Genomic DNA, 20891 nt, shown 5'->3' with positions numbered 1-20891 from the left:
CTAACGCAGCGCTTCGACTGTGCTGTTGAAGAAGTCATTGTCGAGAATGACTTCCGCTCCCTTCGGCTTCGCCCGCGCGCTCAGCACGGTCACCACGATGTCGCGACGGGGATTGATGTAGATGTACTGGCCGAAGATGCCGCGGGCACTGAATGCGCCATCATCGTGACGACCGTCGCGACCTGGAACGGCCCACCACATGTAGCCGTAGTCGACCTGCTTGCCGCCGACCGTGCGCGGCGCAGTGGCCTCGGGAATCCAGCCGTCAGGAAGGACTTGCTTGCCGCCGGCGATCCCACCACCGAGAACGAACTGGCCGAATCTTCCGTAATCGCGCAACGTCGCACTGATGCCGCTGCCGGCCACTTCGAGCCCCTGCTTCGACTCGAGCCACCAAAGCGCATCGTGCTCCATGCCGAACGGCGCCCAGATCTTCTCCGACAGATAATCGGCGACCCAGCGGCCCGTCGCGGCGTACAACAATGCACCGACGACATGCGTTTCGCCCGTGCTGTAGTTCCAGGCACTGCCCGGCTCAGCGATGCGAGGCTGACTGCCTACGTAACGAAGAATCGCGCCGGGCTGCTGCGCAATCTGCATCTCGAGCATCTGCCTGCGTTCGGAGGCTGCATCGGTGTGCGTATCGTCCCAACGGACGCCCGATGTCATCTGCAGCAGGTGCTTGACCGAGACACCTTCGTAACCGCCGCCCGCGAGCTCGGGCAGATACCGCGTCAGAGGATCATCGACGCTGCGGATGAATCCGTCGCGGATCGCTGCGCCGACGAGCGTAGTCGCAACCGACTTCGCCATCGACATCGAGATCCAGCGACTGTCGCGATCGAGACCCGCTTCGTAGTGTTCGAGGACGATGCGTCCGCGATGAAGAATGAGCAGCCCGACGACGCGGTTGCGCGAAATGTAGTCGACGAGGTCGTACTCGTTGCCGGCCGCGCGTACCGGCAGCTCAGCGATTGACTGGTCGGCGCGCGGCAGCGGGAAGACATCCGCGCCTCTCGCGATCTTGCGCGTCGAGAAGACCCACGCAGGATCCCTGAACAGCCGCAGCTGCCGATCGGGCAGCATCTTGCCGGCGTAGGCGAGTCGCGCATCGTCATCAGCGAAATGCTCCGGTGCGGACGCTTGCGGCACCTGCCCTGCGCTTCCGAAGCGGCTGCGATTCGCCATTTCTACCGACCCCTCGTCCCGCAAGATGCTCTCTCCGCCCACGTGGCGATGCGTTCATATATACGCGTCCGCCTGCGCACCGACGGTTGCGAATGTCGTGCGGGCCGGTGAGCCAGAGTCACCGCACGTTCGGCCGGTGTCGGAGAGACACCGTCTGCGTTGTCTTTCGCATCTTCCCGGTGGCGCGGTTCCCTGCGATGCTGGCCCGCGTCCCCCGAGGAAAATCAGCGACTCAGATCAACCTGCTATGGATACGGAACGACTTCTGTTTGCCCCGCCGGCCTACGCAGCCGCCGATCCCGCCGCCATCGTCCGGCGCTATCCGTTCGCCCAGTTCATCACCACCAGTGCGGCGGGGATGCTGGCCACGGCGATCCCGCTGTACTTCGAATCGGACGACGACACGTCGACGATGATCGGCCACATGGCGCGGCGGAATCCGCATGCAGCCTCGCTCGAAGCCGGGCAAAGCGCACTGGCCATTTTTGCCGGTCCGCATGCGTACATATCGTCAAGCTGGTACAGGGAACGCCCTACTGTGCCGACGTGGAACTACGTGGTTGCCCATGTGCGCGGCACGATCGAGCCGATCGACGATGAGGCGACCCAGCTCGCCATCCTGCGACACACGGCACGCATCATGGAAAGCGGCAACGCGACGCCATGGACACTCGAACAGGCGCCGCCCGGCCGTGTCGATACGCTCATGCCGATGATCCGCTCCGTGCGGATGAAAGTTGAGCGCATCGAAGGCGTGACGAAACTCAGCCAGACTCACCCGCCCGGCGATCGCGTTCGGGTGATGGAGCGCCTGCTGGAGCGCAACGACGAAGGGAGCCACGAGGTGGCGAGGTGGATGGCGGGACTGGGAGTCGAGAAATAGACCGGAGGTACGACCTCACTGTCATTCCCGCTTCCCGATCTGCTGCCACCTTCCCGGATTCAACACCACTTTCCCTTCCTCGAACTTCACAGTCAGCGGATACCGTCCCGGCACCGCGAATTCCGTCGCGGACACCGGCAACAACTCGACCGGCGCCGCACGACGAATCGCAAACGCATCGCGGGCTCCCGTCGCTTGTGCGAACAGCCTGTTCTCACGCGCCGTCACGCTGATCTTCGCGAACTCACTGAAGATGTAGGTCCCAGCCAGCGGCTCGAGCTGATCGCCCTTCAACTTCAGGCGCTTGTCCGGCTGCGCTGCGACGGGCTGCTCTGGCTGCGACGCGAGAATCGCATCCCACATGACATCCGATGCGATGATGCCAATGTCGGCCGAGGTGATCTGCAGCGGCTCCGACTTGGGAAGCTCACCGGTCGATACGGCGTACAGCACATCACCATCGAACTCTGTCGCAAACGGCTGGATTCCGCGCGCCATCGACGTATGGACTTGAACAGCGAGTCGCTGCAGCTCCGCCGGTGTCATGACCTGATTCGTCACGACGAGGCTGATCGTCGTGTTGCGCTTGGCATCCGCCTGCATCGACGGCCCTTTCCAGCCCGGCTTGCGACTGTCGGGCAGACCCGCGGACAACTCGGCGGCGCTGAGGCTCTTCGGCCAGGTTGGATCGCGATAACACGATGCAATGCTGCCGTCGCGATTGGTCACTACACCGAGCGCATTCACCACGGTGAACGCAGCAATCTTGAGATCACCGATCTGCCGGAACGCACCGCCCTGCCCTGAGTGCGCATTGCATCCGAAGTAGCCGCCACTCTTCGCGAGCCTCCCCGCGCCGTAGGGACCGAGCGGAAACACGCCGGGCTGTGCACCTCGGAACGCGGCCTGAGCCAACTGCTTGTCCGGATAGATTTCATTGAGCCGGCGATCGCCCAGGTCATAGATGATCGCGCCGACAGACAGCGCGAGCGTCATCCAGCCACCGTCGCGAATACCATCGTCCTTGAGCGCCGACGCAACGGCCGTCGTTGCTTCGAGCCCGTACCAGGAACCACCCGCGAAGACGACAGCATCGAGCTCCGGCGCGTCGTATCCCAGTCGCAGGAAATCCGTGTTCACCGTTCCCGGCCCGCCGCCACGCACGTCAACCGCGCCGAGCACCTTGCGGCCGAAGTGAAACACAGTGACGCCTGTCGGCCCTTCTTCGTACTCCGCCGTTCCGACCCGCACCATCGGCCAGTCGAAGCTCAGCGTCTTTCCAGCCGCATTGACGACAGGTTTCAGGGTGCTCTGATCAGAAGCCCAGGCAGTCGCCACTGCGCAGCAGAGCACAGTCGATAGTCCACAGAAAATTCGCAACCGCATTTCACCTCTCCAGAATCATCTCTTCGTTCTGACTATCCGCTACCTACTTCGCAATCGAATCAACAAGCCGCGCTGCCATGTCAATCGCCGCCGCCTGATGCGGCTGCAGGTCCTGCTGTGCCCAGCCCCTCACCATCGGCAGGAATGGGTCGTCCATGCCAGTGCGAATGCCGCTCAGCTCTTCCATCACAGCGAGAGCGCAGTACGGCGCCTGCCACGGTGAATAGCCGCCTTCATGCGACAACACCAATCTTCCATTGCAGAGCTCTCGCGCAGCAATCAGCAACATTCGTGTCATCGCACGGTAGACGTCGCTGTGCAGCATCATGCGACCGAGCGGGTCCATGCCGGCTGCATCGAACCCCGACGCCACCACGATCAGTTCAGGCTTGAAGCGATGCAGCGCGGGAATCACTACTCGCTCGAACGCCGCGAGATAGGCACCTTCGCCCGAGCCCGGAGGCAATGGCAAGTTCAGATTGCTGCCCTTACCCGCCCCGGCACCGTTGCTCGCGAGGCCTCCGGTGTCACGTGGAAACAAGCCATCCTGGTGAATCGAGAGCGTGAGCACATCGCGCTCTTCGTAGAAGGCCTGCTCCGTGCCGTTGCCATGGTGCACGTCCCAGTCGACGACGGCGACGCGCCCGACTCCATGGGCGGCGCGTGCATGCATCACTGCAAGCGCGATGTTGCCGAACAGGCAGAAGCCGCGACCCTGATCCCGCTCAGCATGATGGCCAGGCGGCCTCACCAGGGCGTAGGCGTTATCGACCGTGCCCGTCAGCACTGACTCCACCGCACACTTGGTGCCGCCTGCGGAGAGCCGCGCGATGTCGAAACCCCCTCTGCCGAACGGCGTCATGATGCCTGCATCGCCGCCGTTCCCCTTCGACAATTCGCGCACGCGGCTTACATGATCACGGGTGTGAAACCGGGTGAGGTAGTCCTCATCGACATACTCCGCCCTGACGCGAACCAGCGAATCGAGCAGTCCGCTGACCTCGAGCACGTTGCGAATGCGGCGCTTGCTCTGCGGGCTCTCGAGATGCTCACCCGGCTCGACCGTCAGGCCGTGCGGCATCACGCCGGCCGGAGCACCGGTGTGATGCCACAGGTACAGCTCCTCGAAAACGAAACCGGTGCGCGGTGCGGCAATCATCGTGCGATCAGTCGTTGACCATCGGACGCTGAACCATGGGCAGGCGGCTGCGGATCGCGCTGCCGAACAGCCGGGCCGTATCGACTGCGGCCCGATCGGCATCTTCGACGACGCCGGACCATTGCAGGAAGCCGTGGATCAACGTCGGATAGTTCAGGTACGTCACCGCGACACCTTTCTGTTCCAGTCGCCGCGCGAAGCCGCGGCCCGGGTCACGCAGCATATCGAAGCCGGCGGTTACCACGATCGTTGCAGGCATCTTCTCCAGTTTCGCGTCGCGGAGCTCCTTCGTCGCGCGCTCAGCCGTGCCCTCGCCCGGATAAACGCGAGGCAGCATGAAGTCCCTGAAATTCGAATCGAGCCCATAGCCATTCGCGAACAGCTTCGCTGATTCATAGTTCGGCGAGAAGCTGGTTGCCGTGTAGTAGAGAAGTTGCATCAGCGGCGTCGGCCGCCCCGCCTCGATCTGCCGATGCGAGATCGTGACCGAGATGTTGCCGCCCGCGCTGTCGCCGCCGACGCCGATCATGTCGGGGCTTCCACCGATTTCCACCGCATGCTTGCGAACCCAGAGGAACGCAGCCTCCCCATCATCGTTGCCCGCGGGCCAGGGGTTCTCGGGCGCGAGCCCGTACTCTACGTTGACGACGATGACCTGAGCTTCATTCGCGATCAATCGCACGCAGCGATCGACCGCTTCGATCCCGCTGTACATCCAGCCGCCGCCGTGGAAGTAGATGAGAATCGGCAGCGGGTTGTTGTCGGTCGTGTTCGGCGTATAGATCCGGAGCGGGATCGGACCGCGCGGTCCCGGAATCTCGCGATTCTCGACCTTGCGCATCGGCGCGGTCGGCTTCGAGAACAGCGCCCATTCACGTGCGAGCGCATTGCGGGCCGTGATGCGGCCCTCAGGACTGTCGAACAACTCGAGCCCGCGCTTCACCATCTCGGGCGTACGGCGACGACGCGCCTCCAGGTAGTACTGCAGTTTCGGATCGAGCAGTTGGCCGTCGATCGACTCACGCGGTCCCTGCAGGTTCTCGATGATCCATTGTGGTGGCCGCGACATCACCGTCAGGCGTTCCTGCTCCTCGGCGGTCGGCTTGAACGTGTCCGCCACGTCGGCGTTCGTGATTCCTGCAGCGCTGAGCGTCATGAGTGCCAGTGCCCCCAATCTCATTTCGGACCTTCGAGCAGGGTCTGCTGAATGCGAGCGACTTTCCAGCCGTCATCCTCGCGCACCAGCGTGCAGCCGATGAAGATCCTGAACTTCCGGTCCGCGCTCTTGATGTATTCGATGGTGTAGTTCACGAGCGCGAGTCGATCGTCATTGAAGACGTGCAGGATCTTCTCGGGCTCGAGACTCCAGCCGGCCTCGGCGAACCATTCGCGATGCCACTGCGAGATCGCGGGGCGACCCGTGACCGTTTCGCCCCAGTAATACAGGATCTCCGGATCGATCGAGCGCGACAGCGTCTTGTCGATGCCCTCCACGTTCCGCTGGCGGGTTGCCTCGAGCATCTGCGTCACTGGCAATGCGATCGAAGCGGGAGTCGGTCCCGAAGCCGGCGCAGCGTTCACCGACTGCGCAAGGCGGAAACCCACCGTGAAATAGCCCTGATCCTCCGTACCGCGAAGACGCAAACGCTCCGACAGATATTCGCCGCCGTCGCCGTACGAAGCGCCACGTACTACGTGGTAGCCATCACTCGAGCACTTCGCGCGATTGCTCCCGTCGATGGCAGCATCGCGATAGTTATCTTCATAGCAATCAGACTGCCATTCCCAGACATTGCCGCGAATGTCGTGCAGACCGAAGCGGTCGACCGGGAAGCTGCCGACTGGCGCGGTGTGCATCCACACATCCTTGCCACCCGTCTCGCCGCCGCAGCATTCGACCTTGCCGATGTTCGCAATCTCATGCGTGACCGCACCGCCATTGCGCGAGTCGCCCAGATCGGCAATCGTCGCGACGTATTCCCACTCGGCTTCGGTAGGCAATCGATACCGCTTCCCCGTCTTGCCGTTGAGCCAGTTGATGTAAGCCTGGGTGTCACGCCAGCTGACGCACACGACCGGGTGCTCATCCGCTTGCTTGAAGCCGGGATCATCCCAGCTGCGCTTCGGATCGATGAACCACTTGGCGTCCGCCTTGTACACGTTGCACTTGCGTTCCGGCACGTATCCGGATGCGCGGATGAAAGCGCGGTACTCACCGAGTGTCACTTCCTTCGCCGCCAGCTCGAACGAAGTCAATGTGACCGTGTGCGTCGGACCATCCATGTCCCCGTAGCCGTAGTTGATCATCCTGCCCATCTGATAAGTGCCGGCCGGCACCGTGACCATGACCGGCTCTTTCTCGGCGGCGAAAGCCGGACCTGCAGCCAGCACGCCGGCGGCAACGATCATCGTCTGTAGTTTCTTCTTGCTCTGCACGTTCAATGTCCCCCATCCGCCCAGGCTGGATTCCAGTCGATGCCATGGCGGTCGGTCATTTCCCACCAGAATTTCGAGCGCGGCCGGTCGTAGTTGCCGATCTCGTTCATCGTTTCGGCGTCGTACAGGCGGCCGTTGACCATCGTGTAGCGCACGCTGTTGGTATTGCGGATATCGGCGAGCGGATCGCGGTCGAGCACGATCAGGTCGGCGAGCTTGCCGGGCTCGATGGAGCCGAGCTCCTGATCGAAGCCCCAGGTCTTTGCACCATTGAGCGTTGCGGCGCGCAGGATGCGCATCGGAGCCATGCCGCCTTCCGCCAGCAACTGCATTTCCCAATGCATCGCGATGCCGGAGACCTGGCCGTGCGAGCCGACGTTGATCGTCACTCCCGCGTCATCGAGCCGCTTCACCGATCGGCCGACGGAGCGGAAGCCCACGTCGTAGAGCTCATCGGCGTAGTGAATGGATTCCATCGCCCGCACATGCAGCGGCGCATCGCCGTCACCGAGAATCGGGTTGTAGGCATTGTTCACGCCCGGAATGAAGGATCGCACCTTGGATTCCTTCCACGGCTCCTGGTGCTGGTAGATGTAGTTCTCGCCGAACAGCTCGCCGAACGTGACGATGAGCGTCGGCGTATTCGACATCGCCGAGTTCCGGAACATCTGCAGCAGATCGTCGTAGTAGGTCGCGACCGGCAGGTTGTGCTCGAGATTGGTGTAGCCGTCGAGAATCGAGCTGACGTTGTCGTAGAAGTGGCCGGCACCTTCCAGGTCGACCATCAGCCCCTGCTCCGAAGCTGCCTGGAGCAGCTGCTGCTTCTGCAGGCGCGTCGTCAATTTGTAGCTCTTGAGGATCGCGCCACCCAGCGCGCGCTTGCGTCGAACGATGTTGCGCGCGTCCTCGAGACTGCCGATGGGATCGAACATGCGATCCGGCTTTCCCGAACGGCCGTAGATCACATGACCGGTTCCGAGCCAGCGCGGGCCGACCATCGCACCCGCGAGCGTCATCTCGGCGCTTTCGTAGTTGGTGAGCTCGGAGGAGTACGGATCGAAATTCGTCGTCACGCCGTATGCCATCGCCGCGTAACGCGCCGGATGCTTGATGGGCATCGCACCGCCCCAGCAGCAATCGATGTGACCGTGAGCATCGAACAGGCCCGGCATGAGTGTCTTGCCGGCGAGATCGATCACCTTCGCGCCCGCGGGAACGACGACATCCCCTTTCGGACCCACCGCCTTGATGCGATTGCGCTCGACGACGACCACGCCGTTCTCGATCACACCGTCATCCTTGATCGTGATCACGCGTGCATTCACAAAGGCGACGGCGCCTTCCGGCACGTCCGTCGGTGTACGCAGTTTTACGCTGCGAAGCGCAGTCTTGACGAGACCGGCATCACGAGGCGTCGTCGAGAAGATCTCGTTGCCGAGCACCCACGTGAGTCGCGACGAATCCGCGCTCCAGGCAGGCTCGAATCCGCTGATCTGCGTCAGCTTTCGGGCCGACTTTTCGCCAACCGCGGTGATTTTCTTCGCCTCCGCTGCCTCGCGATACGGCATGACATGGAGCTGGTTGAATTCCTTGAACGCGATCCACTGGAAATCGGGACTGAGCGTGAAGTCGCCGGTATCGGCGGTTTCGCCGTAGGCGTGATCGCGGATCTCACCGCCCTCGACGGGAATGCTCTGCAACTTCACGGCTTTGCCGCCGTAGTAGTCCGGCGCCCCGAAGAAGTAGACGCGCTTGTCGTCGGGCGTGAATTGCGCAATGCCGGACGCCGCGGTGAGGAATCGACCATTGCGGCCATCGATATCCACGAGATAGACACCCGCCTGATCGGCGTTGCCGCCCATCGATGATTCCCCGGCCATGATGCGATACGCGACCGTCCGACCGTCACGCGAGAACACCGGCTGCAGAATCACACCGCGGCTGCGGGCGAGCACCGTGTTGCGACTACCGCTCGCCGCACGCAGATAGAGCGTCGAACCCTGCTCGTCATTCCACTCGACGTACGCGATCGAGCGACCATCCGGCGACCAGGCTGCGTCGCTCTCCGCGTGAACTGAGTTGGTGAGTCGCTTGGGCGCGCGCCGACCTGCTGCATCCTGGCGCCACAGCTTTCCGAGTGCGCGGAAGACGACTTCGTCGTTGCGCGGTGAGAACACGAGTTGCCGGATGATCTTCACATCGACATGGGGCGGCGCTGCTTCCTGGCGCACGTGCGGCGCGGTGTGAATCCGATGCTGCGCAGTGGCCTGGAACGGAATCTGCTGCGCCTGCGCCGATTGCATATCGATCTTCAGCAGCTTGCCCTTGCCCCAGATCGCGACATGACGGTTGTCCGGAAACCAGTCGAACGCCGGGTAGTAGTGCTCCTGGGGGATGTAGTCGGCCTGCAGGTCCCGATCGAGATCCTCGTAGATCGGATGCTGCGTTCGCGTCTCGACGTCATAGCGGAACAGCACCGTCTTCGCCTGCACGCGGCGAATGAACGCGATGAACCTGCCGTCCGAGGAAACCTGCGGCGTCGTCGCACTCCCGAAGCCGCTGATGAGATCGATCGTGTTGCCCGTCTTCAGATCGCGGCGCCGGATGACGAAGTTGCCCAGCCCCGTATTGACGTAGACGTAGTGATCGCCGCCGCGACGCTCCGTGTAATAAAGGTATCGACCATCCGGAGAGGGACGCGCTTCCTGCAGATCCTTGCCGTTCTTCGGCGACTCGACGATGAGCTCATCGGTGCCGCCAGCCATCGAAAAACGATGAATCGCGGACGTGCGCATCTCGAACACGCTCGCGTTGGTTCGCGTTGCAATGATCGAATCGCCTTCCGGCGACCAGGCCGGCCCGGTGACCATTGCAAGGGTCTCCTTGCTGACCTGCTTCGGGTCGGAACCGTTGAGAGCGGACGTCCAGACGTTGTCCGCACCGGTTTCATCGCTCAGATAGAGAAGGCGCGAACCATCGGGACTGAACTGCGGGCTGCGTTGCGTTGCCGGCCCTGCGTGAATCGCACGCGCCTCGCCGCCGCTCGCCGGCATGACGTAGATGTCGTTCAGCAGATCGAAGGCGATCGTCTGCCCGTCGGGGCTGACGTCGAGGCTCATCCAGGTGCCTTCGCTCAGCTGCAGCGTGACATCGCGATGAGGAGGGGAATCAGCGAGCGCCGCCTGCCCCACCAGAATCGCCCCCAGAATCCCCACAGCCCGTCTCGAACGTTTGTGCATCCGCGGCTCCGACCGGATCGATGCGTCGATATTCACCGACGGGTTCCGCATTGAGAAGGAGCGTTCTACGGATTTGACGGTGATCTGCGAGCACCGGCAGCGCCGCTATCCCGCATCCCGTGCCACGCGGAAGCCCAGTGAGAAGTAACGAGCTTCGGGCGGGCTGCGCAGACGATAGGCGGGCCTCAGCAACACAGCGGCATCGCCCCAGCCGCCGCCTCGCACGGAACGGACATCCTTCGCCGAGCAATCGGCCCGTGCCGTTCCGTCAGCCGGTGCCCCTGCGTAGGTGTCGCGATAGCAGTCCTCGATCCATTCCCACACGTTGCCGAGAATGTCGTGCAGCCCGAGTGCGTCCGCGGGGAAACTGCCTGCGGGTGCCGTTTCCAGCCAGCGATCCTTGCCTGATGTGAACGGCGCGAAAGAATCACCCTCGGCACCATAGTTCGCGCCCTCGTGATCGATCCTCCCGTTCGCGAGGCCAGTCCGCGCCACATACTCCCATTCCGCTTCGCTCGGTAGCCGATACTCGTGCCCGGTCTTCTCGGACAGCCAGCGAGCGTACGCTTGCGCGTCCTTCCAGCTCACGCAGACCACGGGATCGCGGTCCGTCTGCGAGTAGCCCGGGTTGCGCCAGGTCCGGCCCGTTTCGACTTTCCATTTCTGCGGATCTCCGGCCAACGCGCCGCAGCTATTGCCCGCGTCGTAGCGCGTCGCCGAGACAAAAGCCGCAAACTCCTCGCGCGTCACTTCATGAACGCCGATAGCGAAAGCTCGTGCCAGCGTTACGCGGTGCTGCGGCCGTTCATCGACGCTCGCCAGCGGATCGCCAGAGCCCGAGCCCATGTCGAATGCGGCAGCTGCGATCACCTTCATCCGTGGACATTGTTTGCAGTCCTGGAACGCGGTACCCGAAGCCGGCTGATCGGCCCAGGCGACGGCGCTGCCCATGGCCAGGGAGAGCAATGCGATGGGAGCCAGAAGCGGTGGGCGCATGGAAGGTTCCTCCTGGAGCGACACCACCGGCGTCGCGCGAATTCGAGTATCGACGGAATTGCCCGTCGCCGAAGGTGCCAAGCGGGTGGAGCGCGGTGAGCCTCGATCACCGCAACTGACGCCGTCGCACGGTGATCCCGGGGCACCGGCGCCGCCGAATAACGCTCCGTCTTCAGCACCCTCGCACCATTACGATGGCTCGACAACAACAGGTTCCACGAGGCGTGCAATGACTCAGTCCGCTTCCGCCCGAATCGACACCCTGGATGCCATCCGCGGCGCGGCCGTCATGGGCATTCTCATCATGAACATCGTCGACATGGCGATGCCGGGTTATGCCTACTACAACCCCTACTACTACGGGGGCTCCGAGGGCGCGAATTTCCTGACCTGGGCGATCAGCTACGCGCTGTTCGACGGCAAGATGCGCGGCCTGTTCACGATGATGTTCGGCGCCAGCATGGCGCTCATCCTGCAGCGCGCCTTCGAATCCGGCGAAAGTCCCGCCCGCGTGCACTACTCCCGCATGTTCTGGCTGCTCGTCTTCGGAATGATCCACGTGTGGCTCATCTGGTACGGCGACATCCTGGTGCTCTACAGCGTCGCCGGAATGATCGCGTACTTCGCGTGGCGCTGGCGTACGAAGACACTCGTGTGGGTCGGTGTTGCGCTGCTCGTCCTGAAACTCGTCGCGGCGATCTTCACATACGACGCCATGGAACAGATTCGCCAGGAAGGCAGATCGCCTGACGCGACCGTCGAGGCCCGGGAGCAGTGGGAGCAGCTTCAAGCGCAGATCGAGCTACCGTCCGTGGAGAGCCAGCTCGCAGGCTATCGGGGCAGTTACGCGGATGCGCTAGAGGCGCGCATTCCGCTCACGATGTACATCCTCACTGCTGCGCATCCGCTGGCGATGCCCGATACGCTGGCGCTCATCTTCTTCGGCATGGCGCTGTTCCGTCTCGGATTCTTCTCGGGTGAGTGGTCACCCAGGACCTATCGGCGCATCGCAGTGTGGGGATTCGTGATCTGCGTGCCCCTGCACATTCCGTTGATCCTCATGAACGACGCCGATCGGTTTTCGCCGATCACGCTGCACCTGACGGAAGCGATTCACCTGACATTGCTGCGCCCGTGGCTGACGCTCGCGCATGCGTCGGTCGTAGTGTTGTTCATGCAATCCCACCATGCGCGCTGGCTTGCCGAACGCCTTACCGCGGCGGGCCGTGCCGCGTTCACCAACTATCTCGGCACGAGCATCGTCTGCACGCTGATCTTCAACGGCTATGGCCTTGGACTCTACGGTCATCTCGAACGGTGGCAGAGCTACCTCATCGTTCTGCCGGTGTGGGCACTCATACTGTTGTGGTCGAAACCGTGGCTGGAGAAATTCGAGTACGGTCCTCTCGAGTGGCTGTGGCGATCGCTCTCGAGAGGGAAGCCGCAGCCGTTCGTGAAGGTGCTCAAAAACTCACCAGGAACGCCAGACGCACCCGCTCGATCCAGTCATCCGTGAACGCCGGGCTCACGGTCTCGTGCGGGCGATAGTGGTACCAGATCGCGCTGATCAGCGTCTTGGGCAGTGGAACGTAGTCGAGCGTCAGCGCGTGCAGCTCGTAGTTCGTCGCCAGCGCCAGGTTGTCGTTCGAGAACGCGGCGAGCACGGCATCGGTCTCGGCCAGGAAGTATCCATACGTCAATCTCCAGTCGTGCTGTTTGCTGGCACGGCCGAAGGCCAGATCCATTCCGTAGCCGGTGTCCTGCGACGTTTCCGCGCCGAAGTTGTGGACGTAGTCGGCCGTCAACCGGATCGGCCAGCGATCCCCCGCTCCGCTCCACGTCGCGCCGACGATCACATCACCGAGATCGAAGTCCGACACATAGCTTCCGTCCGCGTTGCGCAGGTTAGTGCGAAAGTCCCCAGCATCCCCGCCGACGACGCTGCCGAGCGTGTAGTCGTAGTAGGCCGCGGAAACGTCGAATCGAAACGGTCCCATCGCCGGCGAGTCATAGCCGATCTGGGCGCCGACCATTGTGCTGTCCGCACCGATCGCGTCTTCGTCGACGATGAAGAAGAGTCCATTGGCGCGCAGGCTGGCTCCACCATCGAGGCGATGCCGATATACAGCGCTCACACCTTGCGGGTTCACGTCGCCGTCCCAGACGAGTTCGGTGCGTGTAAACGGCTGCGGGATCTTGCCGCCGAAGAGCCTGAGATCGCCCAGGTTCACCTGCACATAGGCCTGATCGAGGCTGACCTGCAGATCGTCATCGAAATTCGAGAGCTGGACGTCGGTGCTGTTCGGATCGTCCGGATCGCCGGTGACCAGTCTTGCGCCGAGCGTGATCGTGTCGCTCACGCTGTAGGTCGCGCCGATACGCCCACGAGCTTGAGCACTGAATCGATCGCGAGCGCCTTCGGCATAGTCGCCTTGCGATCGCAGGCGCAAGTCGCCGGCAACGACCAGCTTCGACGACTCGGACACAATGTCAGGGGAAATGACGAGAGGCGCTCTCGACGCGGGTGCCGGGCCTGCAACCGTCGTTCGCAATTGCTCCTCCAGCGCCCGGAGTCGCTCGTCGACCCGCTGCTGCATCTGAGCGATCTGGGCCTGCTCGGCCCGCAGCGCGTCGATCTGTTCCAGCAGTGCTTCGGAAGCCGCGTCCTGTTGGGCAACGACCGGCGATGCGGCCAGCACACCCGCCACTATTCCAGGCCATCTGACTCTCGACATGCTCCACCTCTCGTCGCCAGCGCAGCGCACACGCGCCGCGAACGAGAGACATGCTATGCCCGCAGGATGCTTTGCACAGTTGCGTCTTGCATCCCCGCTGGTGACGTCGTTCCTGACAAATTCGTCAGGTTCTACTGAACGGACTCCAGCAGCGAGACCATCAGCGAGTTCATTGGCGTCGAGATGCCGTGCTTGCGGCCGAGACGCACGATCACTCCGTTGCGCGCATCGACCTCCATCGGCCTGCCCGCCAGGCGATCCGCGTGAATGGAGTTGATCGAATCGGCGGGACCCTTGCGCATGTTGTCGATGATGGTGTCGGCCACCGAGTCATCGAGCCGGGCACCCTCGGCGCATGCAACCGCGATGCATTCGCGAATGATGTCCCGCATCAGCGCGGCAACGCCTTGGTGGCGCACGATTCCCGCCGGCTTCAGCGTGACAGCAGAAACAGCACCCGCACTGTTGAGACAGAGCTTGCGCCAGGCTGCCGTCCTGAAATCCGGTGACTGCGAAACATCGAGCGGGAGATTGCGGAACAGATCGACGAAATCCGCGCCGGCAGCGCTTTCGGGAACGACCATATGAATCGCCCCGCGCTGACGAATCCGGCCCGGACCGCTGCGCTCCGCGGGGCAATCGATCATCACGGGCAGGATGCGCTCCCGCGGAAAGTACGGTTCGAAGCGTTCGATGTGTTCGACGCCGTTCTGCAGTACCGCAATGTGCGTACGGTCATCGCACAGTGCGCCGAACCACTTCGCGGCTGCTGCGCTGTCATAGGCTTTCGTCGCGACCAGCACCCACTGCGCGATCTGCGCCTCTTCGGATCTCGTGAAGACTCGCGGCGATGCGCGGATCACTCCCTGAGGAGTAGCCACTTCGAGGCCGTCGAAAGCCGTACGCGCTGCAACAGAAACGGTGTGCGATGAATCCTGCGAAAGCCAGGTCGCAATGGTGCCGCCGATGGCGCCGGGACCGACGAGAGCGATGTGCGTCATCGCAGCATGATAACAAGCACGCTGCTCCGATCGTGCGGCTCTCCCGCGATCAGTGACGATTCCCGTCCTTCTCCTTCGACCGGTCTTCCTTCAGCGTCTTCACCACGTCGGGCACCGGGCTCGCCTGCGGCAACTCTTCGGCAGGAATCCGGGTATCCGGATCGGCGTCCACGGTGTGACTCTTGACTCCCGTTCCCGGTGCCGACGGCGATGCGCCGGACTTGCCCGCCGACGGATCGTCCCGGCCTTCTTCGGTGCGTGCCACGGCAATGACCTCTCAGTGCGCCACGATGATGGCTTGGATGATGGGTTAATGCGCTCGCACCCGAACGGTTCCCCTGCCCTTTTGGCCGCGACGATCGCCGACGCCGACGCAGTATTCTTCGCACGCAGAGGAACTGCCGCCCGCCGCAGGAGAATGCGCCGTGACTGCCATTGACGATCCCCGCGTACAACGCGTCCTGCGTCTGCCAGAGCAGGATGAAGCACTATGGCAATCCGATCTCGAGCGGTTTCAGCGCGGCGACCTGACGCTCACGCGCCAATCCGCCGGCGAGGCTTCCATCAAGGCGGCACAGCGATTGCTGATCTTCCTCGGCTATTCGACGTCCAGCACCGGCGCATTCTCGATCGACGGCAATTTCGGGCGCGGCACCAACCGCGCTGTCGCCCAGTTTCAGTTCGAGCATGGACTGACGCGATCCATCACCCGCGACCCGCTGTGCTATGCGTGCACCTGGCAGACCGCGAGCCAGAATATCGTCGGGATTCCAAACGCAAAGCTCACTCCCCCGACGCTCGAGCGCATGCTCGACGAAGCACTCGCCATGATCGAGCGGAACGAAGTCATGTGCGGCGACTTCGAAGAAGCGATCTTTCATCTGAACGCATTGCACCGGGGAGGATTGTTGAGCTGCAAGGCCATCGAGACACGCTATGGTGCATTCGTCGATCAGGGGATCGCCGGAGTCGAAGCCGAAGGGATTCGCATCGTGCGCAACTGGCCGCTGGCCATCATCAAGCAGGAAACCGGCGGCATCGTCCGCCCGCGCTTCGAACAGCACCTGCTGACGCGGCTCTCGAACGGCGATCGCAAGGGAGACTTCGTGGACCTGCGCTTCCGCTCGATGAGCATGGGTGTCGGCCAGATCCTCGGCGACAACTTCAAGCGAGTACGGGCACCTTCAGCTCGACGGATGTATCTGAGTCCGATCGCCGAACAGGTAGCGCAGATCGCCCGCTTCCTGGCCGGCAGCAGCGCCGTTGCGGATGTCGTCAGCCGCAGCAAGCCGAAGGAAGCCGACTTCCGGACCGTCGCGCGTTACTACAACGGTCCGGGCTACGAGAAGCATCACTATCACGAGTCGCTTGCGACGTGGTTCCGCGAGTTTGATGCGATTGCTGCGGCGGCGTGAAAGCCCCGGATTTCACACGGAGTTCACGGAGAGCACGGAGAAGCAGAGTTTATTCTTCCATGCATCGATCTCCGTGTACTCCGTGAACTCCGTGTGAAACTCCTGGACTCACTGCCGCAGGTTCACTTCGGCGACCTTGTCCTTGTAATCCTTCTTCGGATCCGAACCCATCAGCAGTTTGATACCGGCGAACACGCTGCTCTCGTTCAGCCACAGCTGAGCGTGGCTCGTCTCGAAGCGCAGTAGCTGCAGCTTCGGATCATCCTTGCCGCCCTCGAACCACGCGGCGATGAAACGATTCCATAGCCGGTCGATCGTCGCGCGATCGTTGTCGACGACCAGCGTTCCTTCGAGCGATGCGAAGATGTCGTGGCCCTTCGACGTGAATGTCGCCGTGGCCCGGTGCGCACGGCCCATCGCCTTCACGAGATCCACATCCTTCGACGTGAAGAACCAGATCGGGCCCGCATCTTTGTCGACCTGCGCCGTCATCGGCTGACTGTGACCTTCTTCCACGCCGACGAGTCCCAGCATCATGGTCATGTCGGATCGCAGCGCTTTCCAGAATTTCTCTTCCATCTCGGCTTCGTTGGACATCGCGGTCTCCTGGTGAATCAGCGCTCATCACTCCCGCGCAGGCGGGAGTCCATCCCTTATCGAACGAAGCTGCTGGCGTCAGGTTCCCCCGCCGTCCGGACATAAGCCGCGAATGGCGATTTTTTAGCCAGCAGCCATTGCCATTCATTTGTCTGAGTTATAAAGTCTGGCCGTCATAGGGGGAAAACACGCACACATTTTCAACTCGCGAGCAATCGCGGGGCGGGTCCCTGCGTCCTTAATTTTCTGGGGGAAGAAGAAATGAAACTGCTCAAGGCCGCTCTCATGCTGGGCGGTGTATTGACGGCATCGGGATGCCTGCTGGACGCACCCGATCCGACCGTCGACGCCAACAGCATCACCTTCAACGATCTCGCCGTTCACGATCCTTCGGTGGTTCGCGCCGATGACGGCAGCTACTACGTGTTCGGCTCGCATCTCGCGGCCGCACGATCCACGGATCTGATGAACTGGCAGTACGTCGCGAACGGCGTCGATGCAGCCAATCCGCTGTGGAGCACGATCCCGACCGACGGCAATACCTGGACTGGCGCGCCCGGTTCGTGGGCCGCTGATGTCATCAAGCTGAAGGACGGCAAGTACCGCTTCTACTACAGCTTCTGCGGCATTCCACCGAACGGCGAATGCACCGGGCCGCGTGCCTATCTGGGCGTTGCCATCGCGGACAACATCGCAGGTCCCTACACGGACCAGGGAATCTTCCTGCGCTCGGGCATGAATGCCGCCGAGATCGCGGCGGGCTACGGGCCTGAAGGCATCACGAGCTACGACGCGCGCATTCATCCGAACACGATCGATCCCGACACCTTCTACGACAAGAAGGGCAAGTTGTGGATGACGTACGGCTCGTATTCCGGCGGCATCTTCATCCTGCAACTGGATGAGACGACCGGCAAGCCACTGCCCGCGCAGGGTTACGGCAAGCACCTCGCGGGCGGCAATCACAGCGCGATCGAAGGCAGCTACATCCTGTACAGCCCGGTCAGCGACTACTACTACATGTTCATGTCGTTCGGCGGCTTCGTCTCCACCGACGGCTACAACGTGCGCATCGCGCGATCGAAGAATCCCGACGGTCCGTACCTCGACGCGGAAGGTCGCGATCTCGTCAATGCGCGCGGCGACTGGGATGCGATCGCGCCCTACGGCGTCAAGCTCATGGGCGGCTTCAACTTCAACTCCGCGCAAGGCGATCCCGAAACGTCGCGTGGCTACCTAGCGCCGGGCCACAACTCGGCTTACTACGATACAGCGAACGGCCGGCATCTGCTGATCACGCACACACGCTTTCCGAATCGCGGCGAAGGACATTCGATCCGCGTACACGAAATGTTCGTGAACGCTGACGGCTGGCTGGTCGCCTCGCCGCATCGCTACGTGCCGATCAAGGGCAAGAACGTCGTCGACGCGACGGATCTGCCGGGCGACTACAAGTTCATCAATCTCGGCAAGGACATCAATCGCACGGCGAAGCAGTCGGTCTACATATCGCTGAACGCCGACTACACGATCAGCGGCGCAGTGAAAGGAACGTACCAGCGTTACCTGCTCGATCCGAGTCGCATCACGATTCAGCTCGACGGCATCGCCGAGCCTTTCGAAGGCCGACTCGCCTTCCAGTGGAACGAAGCGGCGGGCAAGCTGGTGCCGGTCTTCACCGCGCTCTCGAGCAAGGGCGTCTCGATCTGGGGCAGCCGACTCGAAACCCGGACGACCCGACAGGTCCTGAAAGACGTCGCGGACAGCATCGCGCTCCCGGATGCAGCCAAGGATGAGGCGCTCACATTGCCAGCCATCGGCACCCGCGGTGCAACGATCACCTGGCAGTCGAGCGATCCCTCCATCCTCGGCATCGACGGCAGCGTCACACGGCCCAACGTGGGCGAAGGCGATCGCGTCGTGACATTGACTGCGATCGTGCGACTCAACGGCGTCACGAGCCGCCGGACGTTCCAGGTCACCGTGCCGCAGCGTCTGCCGTTCAATCGCGTCGCGCAGTTCAGCTTCGAGAACTCCCTCGTCGAATCGCTCGGCAACTTCCCCACTGCGACCGCGACCGGCAATCGCATCTGGAACGCGGGAGCTGTGGGCTTCGCTGCCGGCCGGGAAGGCCAGGCCGTGGATCTCAACGGCGCATCGGGCGTTCGACTGCCCGATGGACTCATCTCCAACTACGAGTACACGGTCTCGTTCTGGGCCAATCCGCGTGCCGTCACCGCGTTCACGACGGCATTCTTCGGTGCGGTGAATGAGCAGGTCGATCCTGCGGGCGCGCCCTTCTCGACCCGCTGGCTCAGCTTCCTCCCGCAGAGCTGGGATGGCAATACGATGCTCTGGAGCGGCAGCGAAGCCTGGTTCGACGGTAGCGCCGGCCAGAGGATCGCCGCGAACACCTGGACCCATATGGCGTTCTCGGTGAAACGCGGTGTCGTGACTGTCTATCTGAACGGCGTGCCACGATTCTCCGCTGGCAACATCGGCGACTTCTTCACGAAGAGCACCGGTCGGTTCGCCCTCGGCGTCAACTACTGGGATCTCCCCTTCAACGGACTGATCGACGAACTGAAGGTGTACGAAGCAAGCCTCGTCGGCGAGGAAATCCGCGCGCTCGACATCGATCAGCTGCCGACCGCGGATCTGCTCGCTTCCGCCGCATCGCTGCTGAATCCGGGTGATGTTACGGCAGTGCGCAGCGACCTTCAGTTGCCGCGCACTGGTCCTTACGCATCCGCAGTGAGCTGGACGTCGTCGGATCCGTCAGTGATCGCCACGAACGGCAAGGTGACTCGCCCAGGTCGCGATGCGCCGGATGCGCAGGTAATTCTCACGGCAACGATCACGCTGGGTGGCCAGCAAATCGTCCGGGAGTTCGACGTCACGGTGAAATCGCTCGCCCCGCCCGCTCCCGTCGCCGCCTACGGATTCGAGGACAGCCTCGATGCATCAGCGGGCTCGTTCGGCGCGGGCGTCGCCGTTGGTCCTCGCATCGATCAGCCGGGAGGCAACGCATCCTTCACGAACGGCGTCGCAGGACGAGCGCTCGTGCTGGATGGTACTTCCGGCGTGAGACTGCCCGACAACATCCTGCGTGATCACAGCTATTCGATTTCGCTGTGGCTGAATCCGACGGTGGCCTCGCAGTTCACAACGGCGTTCTTCGGCTGGGCGAACGGGTCGAGCTGGATCAGCGTCGTTCCGCGTGGCCCGGGCAGCGCGCAGAACACGATGCTGTGGTCGGGCACTGCATGGTTCGATGGCACGTTCAACTCCGCCATCCCCGTCGGCCTGTGGTCGCATCTCGTGATGGTCGTGAACAACGGCACGTTGAGCCTCTATCTCAACGGTCAGCTCGCGAACACCATGACGGGCTTCCCGGATGTGTTCACGCCCGCCGCATCGACGCAGTTCGCCCTGGGCGTGAACTACTGGGATACGCCATACAACGGGCTCGTCGATGAGCTGAAGCTCTTCAACGAAGTGCTGGTCGACGAGAATGTGCAGACTCTGTACGCGGAAGGAGCCGGTACCCGCCTGTGATCGATTCGATCGCCCCGCCTCATCGTGAGGCGGGGCGATCCTTGCGCAATCTTCCCGATTCCTTCATACGCCGCGTGGTCGCGACCACGTCAGGCGCTCCCTTGCGGTAACAACAGCGTTACCCGGTCACCTCGCATTACACACGAACGACCGCCTTGGTCAGCATTGCGGTCGCTTGCCCGTGACACACGGGTCACATGGCATTCGGTGTGCGCGAAATAGTCATTCGTGATTTCGTCGGATGCGCCTGCGTCATTACGTTCGCAGTTCGTCGCACCGATGCATGGAGGCCCGCTGG

At 62.6% G+C, this 20891-nt stretch carries 15 protein-coding genes; 4 read left to right on the top strand and 11 right to left on the bottom strand.

The genetic code is table 11. The annotated features are described in order from the left end of the window. On the bottom strand, window positions 1-1188 hold the full coding sequence (locus HNQ60_RS12935) for a serine hydrolase domain-containing protein (protein ID WP_184332403.1): 1188 nt from the start codon (window positions 1186-1188) through the stop codon (window positions 1-3). 247 nt (window positions 1189-1435) lie between these two features. Here HNQ60_RS12935 and HNQ60_RS12930 point away from each other — a divergent pair, with 247 nt between their 5' ends. Beyond that, window positions 1436-2071, top strand: coding sequence for an FMN-binding negative transcriptional regulator (locus tag HNQ60_RS12930; protein ID WP_184332401.1), 636 nt, complete (start codon window positions 1436-1438; stop codon window positions 2069-2071). A gap of 21 nt (window positions 2072-2092) precedes the next feature. Here HNQ60_RS12930 and HNQ60_RS12925 read toward each other — a convergent pair whose 3' ends face one another. From HNQ60_RS12925 to HNQ60_RS12900, 6 genes are all read right to left on the bottom strand, one after another. Continuing rightward, window positions 2093-3457, bottom strand: a complete 1365-nt coding sequence (locus HNQ60_RS12925; protein ID WP_184332399.1) for a P1 family peptidase — start codon at window positions 3455-3457, stop codon at window positions 2093-2095. A 43-nt stretch (window positions 3458-3500) separates the two neighbouring features. Further along, on the bottom strand, window positions 3501-4616 hold the full coding sequence (locus HNQ60_RS12920) for a class II histone deacetylase (protein ID WP_184332397.1): 1116 nt from the start codon (window positions 4614-4616) through the stop codon (window positions 3501-3503). Window positions 4617-4623: 7 nt separating this feature from the next. Continuing rightward, on the bottom strand, window positions 4624-5796 hold the full coding sequence (locus tag HNQ60_RS12915; protein ID WP_184332395.1) for an alpha/beta hydrolase: 1173 nt from the start codon (window positions 5794-5796) through the stop codon (window positions 4624-4626). Continuing rightward, window positions 5793-7052: an SUMF1/EgtB/PvdO family nonheme iron enzyme gene (locus tag HNQ60_RS12910; protein ID WP_184332393.1), complete on the bottom strand. Its 1260-nt coding sequence runs from the start codon at window positions 7050-7052 to the stop codon at window positions 5793-5795. The genes HNQ60_RS12915 and HNQ60_RS12910 overlap by 4 nt, the downstream gene beginning before the upstream one ends. 2 nt (window positions 7053-7054) lie before the next feature. After that, window positions 7055-10291: an amidohydrolase family protein gene (locus HNQ60_RS12905; RefSeq protein ID WP_184332392.1), complete on the bottom strand. Its 3237-nt coding sequence runs from the start codon at window positions 10289-10291 to the stop codon at window positions 7055-7057. A 105-nt stretch (window positions 10292-10396) separates the two neighbouring features. Continuing rightward, on the bottom strand, window positions 10397-11287 hold the full coding sequence (locus HNQ60_RS12900) for a formylglycine-generating enzyme family protein (protein ID WP_184332390.1): 891 nt from the start codon (window positions 11285-11287) through the stop codon (window positions 10397-10399). A gap of 229 nt (window positions 11288-11516) precedes the next feature. Between HNQ60_RS12900 and HNQ60_RS12895 the strand changes: the two genes are divergently transcribed. Beyond that, on the top strand, window positions 11517-12803 hold the full coding sequence (locus HNQ60_RS12895; RefSeq protein WP_184332387.1) for a DUF418 domain-containing protein: 1287 nt from the start codon (window positions 11517-11519) through the stop codon (window positions 12801-12803). On the opposite strand, the gene HNQ60_RS12890 is transcribed toward HNQ60_RS12895, so the two are convergent. The 3 genes from HNQ60_RS12890 to HNQ60_RS12880 form a co-directional block, all read right to left on the bottom strand. After that, a complete protein-coding gene (locus tag HNQ60_RS12890) occupies window positions 12751-14022 on the bottom strand; it encodes a putative porin (protein ID WP_184332385.1) in 1272 nt (423 codons plus the stop codon). The genes HNQ60_RS12895 and HNQ60_RS12890 overlap by 53 nt on opposite strands. Before the next feature lie 131 nt (window positions 14023-14153). Continuing rightward, entirely contained in the window at window positions 14154-15023 is an 870-nt protein-coding gene (locus tag HNQ60_RS12885; RefSeq protein ID WP_184332383.1) for a 2-dehydropantoate 2-reductase, read from the bottom strand. Window positions 15024-15072: 49 nt separating this feature from the next. After that, window positions 15073-15288, bottom strand: coding sequence for a hypothetical protein (locus HNQ60_RS12880; protein WP_184332381.1), 216 nt, complete (start codon window positions 15286-15288; stop codon window positions 15073-15075). 160 nt (window positions 15289-15448) lie between these two features. Here HNQ60_RS12880 and HNQ60_RS12875 point away from each other — a divergent pair, with 160 nt between their 5' ends. Then, window positions 15449-16438: an N-acetylmuramidase domain-containing protein gene (locus HNQ60_RS12875; RefSeq protein WP_221304178.1), complete on the top strand. Its 990-nt coding sequence runs from the start codon at window positions 15449-15451 to the stop codon at window positions 16436-16438. A gap of 108 nt (window positions 16439-16546) precedes the next feature. Here the strand turns inward: HNQ60_RS12875 and HNQ60_RS12870 are convergent, their stop codons facing one another. Continuing rightward, window positions 16547-17035, bottom strand: coding sequence for a pyridoxamine 5'-phosphate oxidase family protein (locus tag HNQ60_RS12870; protein ID WP_184332379.1), 489 nt, complete (start codon window positions 17033-17035; stop codon window positions 16547-16549). A gap of 261 nt (window positions 17036-17296) precedes the next feature. On the opposite strand from HNQ60_RS12870, the gene HNQ60_RS12865 reads away from it, so the two are divergent. After that, entirely contained in the window at window positions 17297-20593 is a 3297-nt protein-coding gene (locus HNQ60_RS12865; RefSeq protein WP_184332376.1) for a LamG-like jellyroll fold domain-containing protein, read from the top strand. The last annotated feature ends 298 nt before the right edge of the window (window positions 20594-20891 follow it).

Source organism: Povalibacter uvarum (assembly GCF_014202975.1).
Lineage (GTDB): Bacteria > Pseudomonadota > Gammaproteobacteria > Steroidobacterales > Steroidobacteraceae > Steroidobacter > Steroidobacter uvarum.
This window is presented reverse-complemented; position numbering and strand designations above follow the sequence as displayed.